The following is a 12,241-nucleotide window of genomic DNA, read 5'->3' on the forward strand; positions in this document are numbered from 1 at the left end:
GCCGTGGGACCGGTGGTCGCCGTGGCTGGCCGTGCCGATCGTGGTGTCCGCCGGCGCGGTCGCGCTCCGGCTGGTGGCGATCCGCACCCTGGGCCGGTTCTACTCGCACCATGTGGTCCGCTACTCCGACCACTCGATCGTGAGCACCGGCCCGTACCGGTACATGCGGCACCCCGCCTACACCGGGATGCTGCTGGCCAACGCCGGGTTCGTCGCGTTCTTCCTCAACCCGCTGAGCGTGCTGCTGTTCTGCTCGCTGTGCGCGTGCGTCACCTGGCGGATCCTCGTCGAGGAGCGGGTGCTGTGGGTCGTTCCCGGCTACCCCGACTACGCGAACGGGCGGGCGCGCCTCATCCCGGGAGTGTGGTAGGCCGTGGAACTCGTTCTGAACGGACCGGCGCTGGGCGATCCGGCGACGGTGGGACACAAGTTCGCCCGGCAATACGTGATGAGCCGCGCCGGACTGCCCGTACCCGGGTTCTTCTGCGTGAGCGCGGAGGCGTTCCCGGCGTCGGAGCGGACCACCGCCGCCTTCCCGGGACCGGAGGCGACCACCGAGGAGCTGGCCGACTGGGCGGCGGCGGCACGCGAACGGATCCGCGCCGCCGGTGTGCCGGCCGCACTGGCGGAGCGGATCCTGTCCGGATACGACGAACTGACGGGCGGAGACGGCCTGGTCGCCGTCCGGGCCTGTGTGGCGGCGGCACCGGACGGTGCCGGCGAGGACGGCGCCGACGACCCGTTCGCCGGCCTGTCCGACAGCTTCCTGTACGTGGACCGCGAGGCCGTGCTCGCCCGGGTCGTGGACTGCTGGGCCTCCGCGTACAACCCCGAGGCGGTGCTCTACCGGGTGCGCCGGGGCGTCGATCCGACGGCGGCCAGGGTCGCGGTCGGCGTGCAGCGCATGGTGCCGGGCGCGAAGTCTTTCGTGGTGTTCACCCGCGACCCGCGCGACGGTGCCGACCGGAGGGTGATCGCCGCCGCGTACGGCATCGGCGAGGGCATCGTGCAGGAGAAGGCCGACATCGACCACTTCCTGGTGGACGGTCCGACCGGCGCGATCGAGCGCGACACCGTCCGGAAGTCCGTGATGGTCGGTCTGGACCCGGCCCGGCCCGGCGACGGACCGGTCACGCTTCCGGTGCCCGCCGGACTCGCGGACGCGCCGGTGCTCACGGACGCGGAGGTGAACCGGATCTGCGCCCTCGCCGCCGAGGCCGCCGACCTGTTCGGCGGGCCGCAGGACGTCGAGGGCGCCGTCACCGCGGACGGCGGGATCCACCTGGTGCAGTCCAGGCCCGTGGTCGTGGCCGGCACCCAGGGCTCCGACGCGCGGAGCTCCGGCGCGCGGGACGACGCCGGGCGGGACGACGCCGGGCGGACGCCGTGGACCAACCACAACCTGACCGAGAGCTTCCCCGGTCTGACCAGCGCCCTGACCTACTCCCAGGCCCGCGTCTTCTACCGGATGGGGTTCACCGACTTCTACCGACGCTTCGGCGTGAGCGGGCGCTCCCTGCGCCGCAACGAGCACAACCTCAACCGCATGATCGGCTACCTGGACGGCCGGGTGTTCTACCGGCTGGACGCGTGGTACGCGCTGCACGGACAGGTCCCCGGCTTCGCGATGATGCGACCGCTGTGGGAACGCTCGCTCGGGCTCACCGAGCGGACCGAAACACCCCGCCCGGCGCAGGGCACGCCGTGGGCGGACGTACTGCCCGCCCTTCCCCGGCTGGCCTGGATGTACGTCCACCAGCCCCGGCGGCTGCGCGCCTTCCTGCGCTGGTGGGACGACCTGGCGGCCGACTCGGCCTCGCTGGAGCACTGCTCGGCCGAGGAACTGATCGCCCGCTACCGCCACATGTGGGCCGAGGCCGGCCGGCGGTGGGGCACCACGATGGTGACCACCTACTTCACACTGGCCGCCCTCGCGAGCACCAACGCGCTGCTGAACCGGTGGGTCCCCGACGGCGCCGCGCTGCTGCCGCGGCTGCTGGGCGGCGGCAAGCCCAACCGCACGCTGGCGTCGGTCCGTTCGGCCATCGCCCTGGCCGAACTGGTCGGTACCCGGCCCGAGTTGCGTGACGCCGTGCTGGAGCGTCCGGAGCGCGAGGTCTGGGCCGAGATCGCGGGCGGCCGGCACGGCGCGGACATCGCGGCCGCCTTCGGGCAGCACCTGGCGACCTACGGCGACCGCGCGCTGCACGACCTGAAGCTGGAAGTGCGCACGCCCCGCCAGGACCCGTGGATGATCCTGCCGACCTTGCGGCCGTTCATCACCCAGGGCCTGACCGTCGAGGCGAACCTGGCCGACGAGGCGCGTGCCAGGGCCGAGGCACGGCGGGCGCTGCGCGAGGCGTGCCCCAACCCGCTGCCCAGGGCCGCGCTGGGCGCCGCACTGGCGTCGTTGCGGTTCTCCGTCAAGGCGCGCGAGGACACCCGGTTCTGCCGCAGCCAGCTGTACGGCATCTCCCGGGAGGTGCTGTGGCGGCTGGGCGACCGGCTGGTCGCCGCGGGGATGCTCGACGAGGTGGCCGACCTGGTGCACCTGCACGTGGAGGAGGTCCTGGGCGCGTTCGACGGCACCCTGACCGAGACCGACCTGCGCGCCGTCGCGCTCCGGCGCAAGGCGGAGCTGGAGCGGGCTGCCGGCAAGGCCGAGCCGCCCGCGTACTTCACCGTTCCCGCCGACGTCCCGGTGCCCGTCGCCCTGACCGCACGCCATGACGTCCACCGCGCCGCGGACACGACCGAGGACGGCGTGCTGCGCGGTCTGGCGTCCAGCAGCGGCCGGGTCCGCGCCCGCGCCAAGATCGTGCGGGACGCCTCGGTCCCGCCGCAGTCGTGCACGGACCGCATCCTCGTCGCCAAGGAGACGGACCCGGGCTGGCTGGCGCTGATGATGGCGGCCAAGGGCATCGTCGTCGAACGCGGCAGCCTCATCTCGCACACGGCGATCAGCGGTCGACTGCTGGGAATCCCGACCGTGGTCGCCGTGCCCCGGGCCCTCACGGCCATCCCGGACGGCGCCTGGGTGGAACTGGACGGCGACCGCGGAACGGTGCGCCTGCTGTCCGAGGCCGAGCTCGAAGAAGCGACGGAGTGAGCGACGGAGCAGTCGCGCGCGGGCCGCCGGGCGCGGCCACGTTCCGATCACCGGCAGCGGCACCGACGCGCGCGTCCTCGACGCGGTCGCCGGGATCGCCTGCCTCCCCTCCTGGACCGCCAGGAGTCCGCAACCGCACAAGGAGACGATGTGAACGCCCACGAGTGGATCGGCCTGATCGAGGAACGCTGGAGGAGCCGCGATCCGCAGGCGATCGCCGAGCTGTTCACCGAGGACGCCTCGTACCACCAAGGCCCTTACGGCGTGGCCCGCGTCGGTCGACGGGCGATCGCCGAGCACTGGACGACGACGCTGTCGAACCAGAAGGACCCGGACATCTGGATCGGCACCCCGATCGTGTCCGGAAACCGCGCCTCCGTCGAGTGGTGGTGCGTCCTGCGCGACCCCGCCACCGGCACGCCCCGGACCGCCGCGGGCAGCCTCGTGCTCCGCTTCGCCGAGGACGGGCGCTGCACCAGCCTCCACGAGTACTGGCACAGCGATCCGGACGGCGCGCGCGAGCCCGCCGAGGGGTGGTTCGCGTGAGCGCCGAAACCGGGCACCGCACCGCCGGGGCCCCCGCGGCCGGATGCCCGCACTTCCCGTTCGCCGACCGGCCCGGCGTCAGCCTGCACCGCGACCACCTGGACCTCTTCCGTGACGAGCCGCTGGTTCCGGTGCGGCTCGCCGGCGCCCGCGAAGCGCTGCTGGTCACCCGGCACGCCGATGTCAGGACCGTGCTCGCCGATCCCCGCTTCAGCCGGGAGGCCTGGGCCAACGGCACCCTGTTCGCCCGGAAGTCGACCTCGCTCGCCCTGGTCACCAGCGACGCGCCCACGCACACCCGACGCCGCGGCGAGGTCCGGTTCCGGTTCACCCACCACCGGGCGGAGCAGGACCGGCCCGGCATCGCCGGGATCGCCGAGGAACTGCTCGACCGGCTCGAATCCGTCGGCCAACCGGCCGACCTGATCGCCGAGTTCACCACGCCGTTCCCCTACCGGGTGATCTGCGACCTGCTCGGCGTCCCGATCGCGGACCTCGATCGACTGCTGCCGCGGGTGACCGTCATGATGTCCGCCGGCCGGTTCCCGGCCGACGAGGTCGAAGCCGCCCACAAGGCCATGTACGCGTACTTCTCCGAGCAGGTGACGCGGCGACGGCAGGCGATCGGGACCGGTACGCCCGGAGACGACCTGCTGACCTCACTGCTGACCGCGCCCGAGGAGAGCCGGCTCAGCGACGAGGAGATCGTCGTCTTCGGATTCGGCCTCATGATGGCGGGCGGCGAGACCACCGCCACGCACCTCGCGATGTGCGTGCTCCAGGTGCTGCGCACACCGGGACTGGCCGACTCGCTCCGCCGTGATCCGTCGACGATCCCCACCGTGGCCGAGGAGCTGCTGCGCTGGGTGTGGTTCGGCGGCACCGGCGGCCAGCCGCACGTGACGCTCGAACCGGTGGAGCTGGCCGGGGTGGTCATCGAGGCCGGACAGGTCGTCATCCCGCTCACCGACGCGGCGAACCGGGACGAGGAGGTGTTCACCGATCCCGACGAGTTCCGCCCCGACCGCGTGCCCAATCCCCACCTGGGCTTCGGGTACGGCCGGCACCTGTGCCTCGGCGCGGCCCACGCCCGCGTGGAGCTCCAGGAGGGCCTGGCGGCGATCCTGCGCCGCCTGGACCGCCTCGAACTCGCCGTGGACGAGGAGGAACTCGACTGGCGCAGCCGGATGTTCATGCGCGGGGTGTGGAAACTGCCGGTGCGGTGGCGGGCGGCGGGGAGCGCGAGGTGATCCGCCGTTGGGCCGTCTACGTGGCCGGCAGCTACCCCCCGTTGACTTCCGTGCTGTTCGCCTGGGCCTGGGCCTTCGGCGTCACCGGGCTGTTCGCCGCGGTCCAGCCGCACAGTCCGCCGTGGCGACCGGGTCTCGGCACCCTCGACGCCGCGGTGACGCTCACGGTCCTGCTGCTGATGTTCCGGGCCGCGGACGACGTCCGGGACCTCGAGTACGACCGTCGGCACAATCCGCGACGGCCCCTGGCGAGCGGAGCGGTGAGCGTCCGCGACCTGCTCGTGCTGTGTGCCGTGGGGTCCGTGCTGGTGCTCGCGCTCAACGCGGGCGACCCCGTGGCCATGGCCGTGATCGCCGGCCAGCTCGCCTACTGCGCGGTCGTGCTCGCCGTCTACCACTGGCTGCACTGGCCGTCCGGGGACAAGCTCCTGCTCAGCCTGGCGGTCAGCTATCCGGCGCCCTTGCTGCTGCACGTCTACCTCTACGTCCGCTACCTGGACACCACCGCGCTCACCCCGGACCGGCACGGAGTGCTCGCCGTGGCGATCGTCGTGTCCGCCTCGCTCCACCTGGAGCTGGCGAAGAAGATCACCCGCCGTCGTCAACCGGGTGAGCGCAGCTACGTCGACGTCTTCGGCCTCCCCGGCACGATCGGCATCGCCCTGGCCACGCCGCTCCTCTCCACCGCGCTCCTGATCGCCGGGGCGCGAACGACACCCGCGCTGGTGCCGCTGGCGGTCCTTCCCCTCCTGCTGCCCGCCCTCGCCGGCTGGCAGTTCTGGCGGAAGCGGAAACCCCGCTGGTCGCCCATCGTCCCCGGGCTCTACCTGCTGTCGGCCTTCACCGGGTACTTCTTGCTCAGCCTGAGCTACTGAAATGACAAACAGCACGGGACACGATCGTCACCACCGTCGCGGTGACGATCGTGTCCCGTGCTCGTCCCGGTAGCTCCCGGACACCCTCGTAAGGACGCCTCCGAACGACTTCGAGGCGATGAGACCGTTCGCGTCCTACCGATGAGTTCGGAAGCCATTTGCCGCTCCCGACGGCGAAGGTCCGATTGACGCCCCCGGGAGAGTGATGAACCGGGGTCGATCAAGGATTCCGTCGAACCGGTGCGGGCGAGGAGCCGGAGTCCCCGAGCGTCGTCCTTGCCGTGAGGCTCCTGCTACGAACAACGCCGAAACGGAGTCGCCAGGTTCAGGCAAACCCTTCCGCCGGAACCACGGTTGCCCGAACGGGAAGTCCGGGCAACCGCTTTCCACCGGTTTCCCGCAGGCCCCGAGGCCTTCGGGGCGGCTCTCGGCGGGAGCCGCCCGAACCGGCGGTCCGGCGGAACCTCCGCGCTCACAGGGCTAGATGTAGCCTTCGCGCAGCGCGTAGGCCACCGCGTGGGCACGGTTGCGCAGCTGGAACCGCGTCGTCACGGTGTGGATGATGTTCTTGATCGTCCGCTCCGAGTACAGCAGCCTGACGGCTATCTCCCCGGTGTCCATGCCGTCGGCGACCAGACGCAGGACGTCGACCTCGCGCGGCAACATGCCCGAGTCGGTGGGGGCGTTCTCGCGCGTCTGACCTTCGCCGTCCCGTTGGCGGCCCATGCTGCCGATCAGTTTCCCCAGCAGGTCGGGGGGAAGGTCGCCGTGGCCCCGGTCGGCGGTGAGGACGGCTTCGCGTAACCGCTCCCCCGTCACCTCGCGGCGCCACAGGATCGTGGTCACACCGAGCGAGACGACGCTGAGCAGCTCCGGCTCCCGGATCCGTCCCAGGACCAGCACCACCCGCGTCCTCTCGGCCCGAACGAGCCGGGACAGGCACGTCAGGGCCGTCTGGTCGAAGGTGTCGGCGACCAGCAGGGCCACGCCGGCCCCGGTCTGATGACCGTCGTCCACGAGTGACACCTCCGGGAACTGCCGGAGATAGCTCACCACTCCGGCCCGGGAAAGCGGGTCCAGCGCGTGAACGGCCACCGGGATCGGTCGGGTTCCATTGTGGATATCGTCGATGTATTTCAACACGGTACCGAGTTCCTTTCATTGCGATCGACGGCACACACGCCGCCTCCAGGCGGCACTCCGTCAGAACCGGTCGGCAAGGCATCGACCGCGCACGACGCCGTCATTCCTGCTGAAGCCCGGCCGACACGGCGGGAGTTCGCCAGGTCCACCGACGGCTCGGCGGACATGCGACCCGAGCGCAAGTTAGCCTCTGCTGGTCAATAAAAGATTGACGGATCCGCACCAACTCCACCGATACTCCAGCCACCACCGGGCAGCCGGCACGACCAACACTTCGGCGGCCAACGGTGATTCGGCGTCCGTGCCGACGGGAACGGCTTGCAATCCCGGCCCCCTGGGGGGACGATCCGAGGCGCTACCGTTCCCGTGCGTGAGCGCGGCAGATCAAACACGCGAGGACATGTGACCGACGAAACCCCTCCGACGGTGCGGAACGGGGGGCATCCCGCTCCCCCGGCGGTGACCGGAGCACGTCGGCCTCGGCGCCGCGGCCCGTCCGGCCGCACCCCCGCCGCCGCGGGGTGATGGACATCGGAGAGCGCCACGACGCATCGCCCCCGGGTGGCGGGGAACAGCTGCGCCTCTGCCTGCTCGGGCCGGTGCGGGCCTGGCTCGGGGAAACCGAGCTGAGCCTCGGCCCGCCCCAACAGCGGGCGCTGCTGGCCGCGTTGGCGCTACGGGCACGCCGGATCGTCTCCGTCTACGAGCTCCTCGACGCCCTGTGGGAGGACCCTCCCGCCCGCGCCGCCAGCATCGTGCGCACCTATGTCTCGCGGCTGCGGCGCGTACTGGAGGCGGACCGGGTGCACCCGACGGTTCTGGTGTCCTCGGTCAGCGGCTACGTCCTGCGGATTCCCGCGGAGTCCGTGGACGCCGAAGTGTTCGAGGAATGGGTCTCGGCGGCAGGCCGGGCCCGCGCCGCCGGGGACACGGCCGGTGCGCTCGGGCTGCTGAAGGAGGCGTGCGAGCTGTGGCACGGCGAGCCCCTGGCGGGACTGCCGGGACCCTTCGCCCAGGCACATCGGGCCCGGCTCGTCGAACGACGGCTGAACGCCGTCCAGGCGTGGCTGGAGACGGAGCTGGAGGCGGGACGGCACGCGGACGTCATCGGTGAGCTGACCGTGTGGGTCAACCAGCATCCGCTGATGGAGCCGATGCGGGAGCTGCTGATGCTGGCGCTGTACCGCAGCGGACGGCAGGCCGAGGCCCTGGGCGTGTACGCCGACGCCCGACGCACGCTCCTGGAACAGGTGGGGGTCGACCCGGGGCCGCGGCTGCGCGAGCTTCACCTGGCGATCCTGTCGGGCGATCCGAAGCTGGCCGCGCCGACCGCGCCTCCCGCGCCGGTCGTGCTTTCCGCGTCGGCGTTCGACGCGAGCGCCAGGCCGACCGGTTCCTTCGTCCTCCCTCCGGCGCAGTTGCCCGCCGACATCTCCGACTACACCGGCCGGGACGAGCTCTGCCGAGCCCTGTGCGACGGCCTGGTCCCCGACGGCCCGGCGATGCCGGTGGTGGGAATATCGGGCCTGGGCGGGGTGGGCAAGTCCACGCTCGCCGTGCGCGTCGCCCACACCGTGGGCGACCAGTACCCGGACGGTCAGCTGTACGCCGACCTCCACGGGACCGGCGCCTTTCCCGCCGAGCCCGGCGAGGTGCTGGCCGGTTTCCTCGGCGCGCTGGGCGTGGCCGACGCGGCGATCCCCCAGGGGACCGCGGAACGGGCCGCGCTGTTCCGGTCCCGGGTGGCGGGCCTGCGGGTGCTGATCGTGCTGGACGACGCCCGCGACACCCAGCAGATCGGGCCGCTCCTGCCCGGCAGCCGGTCGTGCGCGGTGCTGGTGACCAGCCGGTCGTGGCTGTCGGGGATGTCGATGACACGGCAGGTGGGCCTGGAGCCGTTGACCGCGGAGGAGTCGGTGCGGCTGCTCGCGGCGATCGCGGGGGAGCCGCGCGTGGCCGCCGAGCCCGCGGCGGCCCGCCGGCTGGCGGAGGCCTGCGGGTTCCTGCCGCTGGCCGTGCGGACCGCCGCGTCCCGCCTGGCCGCCCGCCCGGCCTGGCAGCTGTCGCACATGGCCGACCGGCTGGCCTCCGAACGCCGGCGCCTGGCCGAACTGGAGACCGGCGAGCTGGCGGTCGCCGCGTCGTTCCGGCTCAGCTACGACCAGCTCGACGGCGAGACCGCCCGCGCGTTCCGGCTGCTGTCCCTGCCGGACGGCCCGGGCGTGTCGTCGGCCGCCGCCGCGGTGCTCCTGGAGCTGCCGGAGCGGGAGGCCGAACGGCTGGCCGAGTCACTGACCGATCTGGGGCTGCTGTCCTGCCCGTACCCCGGCCGGTACCGGTACCACGACCTGCTGAGGCTGTTCGCGCGCCAACTGGTCCAGGAGGAGGACGGGGCCGCCGCCGGGCGGGCCGCCGCCGAGCGGCTGCTGCGGCACTACCTGGCGACCGTGGCCGGCTTGTACCGGGTGGTCAGGCCCGGCTTCCCCTTCGCCGACCTGGTGGCGGCGGAGGCCGCCGAGCCCGGGTTCGACGGACCGGCCGAGGGGCTGCGCTGGGCCAGGCAGGAGATCACCGCCGTCCTGGCGGTCGCCGGGCAGGTCATCCGCGACCCCGACGGCCCGCTGCCGGTGGTCGCGGACCTGACACTGGCGCTGGTCCAGCTGATCGACCTGGGCACGGCCGTACCGGAACTGTGCGACCTGGCCGGGCGCGTCGCCGAAGCCACCCGCGCGGCCGGCCTGCCGCACTCCGAAGCGCGGGCCCGCTACACGCTGATGTGGGCCCAACGGGAGATCCAGCGCACCCGGCAGGCCCGCGTCGAAGCGATCCGGGTGATCGCGTTGGCACGGCAGACGGGGCAGGCGACCCTGCTGCCCGGTGCGCTGAGCGCGCTGGCGCTGACCAGCGCCCCCGACTGCGACGAGGAGGAGGTGACCGCCTGGTGCGACGAGGCCGTCAACCTGAGCGTGGAACTGGGAAACCGGTCCTTGCGCGCCTTCGCCGAGGGGATGGCGGCACTGGCCGACGTCGCCGTCGGACGGCCGGAGTCCGCACGGGGCAGGGCCGAGCGCAGCCTGGCGGCCTTCAAGACCCTCGGTGACTCCGTCGGCCAGGTCCACATGCTCTACACGCGGGCGACGGCGCTGCACGGAACCGGCCTGTTCGAGGCGGCGTGCGAGGACTACCGGGAATGCCTCGGCGCCCTGCGCGCGCTCGGCTCCTGGGACAGGATGCCCGGTGTGCTCGTGGGACTGGCCGAATCCTGCCGGGCCGCCGGCCGCCCGACCGAGGCGTTGAAGGCCGCCGAACAGGCGCTGGCGATCTCCGAGAAGGTCGGTCTGGAACACCGCAGGGCCAACGCGCTGACCGCCCTCGGGCACGCGCTGTTCGACCTCGGGGAGCACAACCGCGGCCGGGCCTGCGTGTCGTAGGGCCGCGCCGGGGCGTCCGCGCACCGGGGTTGTGCGCCCGGCGCATGACCCGGCGCCGCCATCGTGCGCCCTGGCGCGACGCGCCCCCGTCGGCCACGCTTCCCGAGGGCACCTGCACCCACCCCCCTGCACCCCCAACCCCCACAGCCCCCGGCGCCCGACGGGACGGATTCCCGACCGGTGCGCCGAACAGAGAGGTGGAGTCACATGACAGCGGTCCCCAACGGACCGGCCGGGTCGCCGGGCCGGCTCCGGCGGTTACGGCACCGGGCGGCGGTCGCCTCGGTGGCCGGCGTGCTCGGCGCCCTCACCGTGGTCGCGCCCGCGCCGTCGGCCCACGCGGCCGCCGCCGACGAGACGGCCGCGCACCGGCTGGTCTACATCGCCGACCCGCGCGCGAACTCCGTCACGGCCTACGACCCGTCGACCGACGCGGCCGTCGCGACCATCCCGGTCGGCACCGCTCCACAGGCGGTGGCGGTCTCCCCGGACGGCGCCCAGGCGTACGTCGTCAACAACGGCAGCGGCACGGTGTCCGTGATCGACACCGCCACCGCCACGGTCTCCTCGACGATCGCGGTCGGCCGGCTGCCCGGACCGGTGGCCTTCTCCCCGGACGGGGCCCACGCCTACGTCGGGCACTACGTCAGCCCGAGGGCCGGCGGCGTCGACGTCATCGACACCGCCACCCGGGCGGTCACCACCACCGTGACGGTCGGCGCCCAGCCCTTCGGCATCGCCGTGACCCCCGACGGCGCGCGCGCCTACGTCGCGAACCTCATCGGCGGCTCCGTCTCGGTGATCGACACCGCCACCAACACCCTGAGCGACACGATCGTCGACAGCCGGGCCCGGATGCCCGCCGCCGTGGCGATCGCCCCCGACGGCTCCCGGGTGTACACCGCGAACTTCAACAGCGCCAACGTCTCGGTGATCGAGACCGCCACCAACACGGTCACCGGCACCATCCCCGTCGAGGCCGGCCCCGGGGGCGTGGCGATCACCCCGGACGGCGCCCGCGCCTACGTGGCGAACCAGAACTCCAACTCGGTGTCGGTGATCGACACCGCGACCGGCGGAGTCACCGGCTCGGTCCCGGTCGGCTCCACCCCGGTCGGCGTGCTGGCCGACCCGGCCGGCGGCGCGGTGTACGTGGCCAACAGCCACGGGGGCACCCTGTCGGTGATCGACACCGCCACCGGCACCGTCAGCCGCACCGCCGCCACCGGGGGCTCCCCGTACACCCTGGCCGTCGCCACCGTCGCGCCCACCGTGACCGGGGTGCGCTCCGGCCACGGGCCCGCGGCGGGCGGCGACACCGTCACGATCACCGGCACCCACCTGGCCGGCACCAGGGCGGTCCTGTTCGGCGCCGCGGCGGCGACCGGCGTCACCGTCGTCAACGACGGCACCCTCCGGGCGACCGTTCCCCCGGGGGCCGGCGGCACCGTCGACGTCACGGTGACCACCCCGGCCGGCGCCAGCGCCGCCTCCGTCGCCGGCCGCTACACCTACGAGTACCCCTTCGGCGGCTTCCGGCCGCCGGTCGCCAACCCGCCCGCCGTCAACCGGATGAACGCCGGACGGGCCGTCCCGGTCAAGTTCACCCTGGGCGCAGACCACGGCCCGGACGTCATCGCCCGCGACTACCCGGTCACGCGGCACGTCGACTGCGCCACCGGCGCGCCGCTCGACCCGCCCGTGCCCACCGCCACCGCCGGGGAGGCCGCACCGCGCTACGACGCGGCCTCCGGCTCGTACACCTATGTCTGGAAGACCGACCGGGCCCACGCCGGCACCTGCCAGGTGTTCACCCTCGGTCTGAACGACGGCACCGTCCACACCGCGCTGTTCCGGTTCAGCTGAGCGACCGGACCGGCCCGCTCG

The 12,241-nt window shown here is 73.1% G+C and carries 8 protein-coding genes; 7 read left to right on the top strand and 1 reads right to left on the bottom strand.

Annotated features, from left to right (window positions below; genetic code table 11):
• From ACFRMQ_RS28775 to ACFRMQ_RS28795, 5 genes are all read left to right on the top strand, one after another.
• Positions 1–370, top strand: a 370-nt coding sequence (locus ACFRMQ_RS28775) for a methyltransferase family protein (protein ID WP_380733584.1), incomplete at its 5' end; no start/stop codon positions are given.
• 3 nt (positions 371–373) lie between these two features.
• Positions 374–3,109, top strand: coding sequence for a PEP/pyruvate-binding domain-containing protein (locus tag ACFRMQ_RS28780; RefSeq protein WP_380733585.1), 2,736 nt, complete (start codon positions 374–376; stop codon positions 3,107–3,109).
• Between the two features lie 150 nt (positions 3,110–3,259).
• Positions 3,260–3,655 (top strand): nuclear transport factor 2 family protein, encoded by a 396-nt coding sequence (locus ACFRMQ_RS28785; RefSeq protein ID WP_380733586.1) that lies wholly within the window; start codon positions 3,260–3,262, stop codon positions 3,653–3,655.
• On the top strand, positions 3,652–4,905 hold the full coding sequence (locus tag ACFRMQ_RS28790) for a cytochrome P450 (RefSeq protein WP_380733587.1): 1,254 nt from the start codon (positions 3,652–3,654) through the stop codon (positions 4,903–4,905). Before ACFRMQ_RS28785 ends, ACFRMQ_RS28790 begins: the two co-directional genes overlap by 4 nt.
• The gene (locus tag ACFRMQ_RS28795; RefSeq protein WP_380733588.1) at positions 4,902–5,780 is read left to right on the top strand and encodes a hypothetical protein; all 879 of its coding nucleotides are present in this window, start codon (positions 4,902–4,904) and stop codon (positions 5,778–5,780) included. The genes ACFRMQ_RS28790 and ACFRMQ_RS28795 overlap by 4 nt, the downstream gene beginning before the upstream one ends.
• Positions 5,781–6,260: 480 nt before the next feature.
• Here ACFRMQ_RS28795 and ACFRMQ_RS28800 read toward each other — a convergent pair whose 3' ends face one another.
• Entirely contained in the window at positions 6,261–6,797 is a 537-nt protein-coding gene (locus ACFRMQ_RS28800; RefSeq protein ID WP_380733589.1) for a LuxR C-terminal-related transcriptional regulator, read from the bottom strand.
• Positions 6,798–7,447: 650 nt separating this feature from the next.
• Between ACFRMQ_RS28800 and ACFRMQ_RS28805 the strand changes: the two genes are divergently transcribed.
• The gene (locus ACFRMQ_RS28805) at positions 7,448–10,354 is read left to right on the top strand and encodes a BTAD domain-containing putative transcriptional regulator (RefSeq protein ID WP_380733590.1); all 2,907 of its coding nucleotides are present in this window, start codon (positions 7,448–7,450) and stop codon (positions 10,352–10,354) included.
• A gap of 207 nt (positions 10,355–10,561) precedes the next feature.
• On the top strand, positions 10,562–12,220 hold the full coding sequence (locus ACFRMQ_RS28810; RefSeq protein WP_380733591.1) for a PxKF domain-containing protein: 1,659 nt from the start codon (positions 10,562–10,564) through the stop codon (positions 12,218–12,220).
• Positions 12,221–12,241: the final 21 nt, after the last annotated feature.

This window comes from Kitasatospora sp. NPDC056783, from assembly GCF_042789895.1.
Taxonomy (GTDB): Bacteria; Actinomycetota; Actinomycetes; order Streptomycetales; family Streptomycetaceae; genus Kitasatospora.

Bases quoted from the DNA above. Each gene is read 5' to 3' on its own strand.
- ACFRMQ_RS28810 (WP_380733591.1), top strand. From the start codon at position 10,562: ATGACAGCGGTCCCCAACGGACCGGCCGGGTCGCCGGGCCGGCTCCGG.
- ACFRMQ_RS28805 (WP_380733590.1), top strand. From the start codon at position 7,448: ATGGACATCGGAGAGCGCCACGACGCATCGCCCCCGGGTGGCGGGGAA.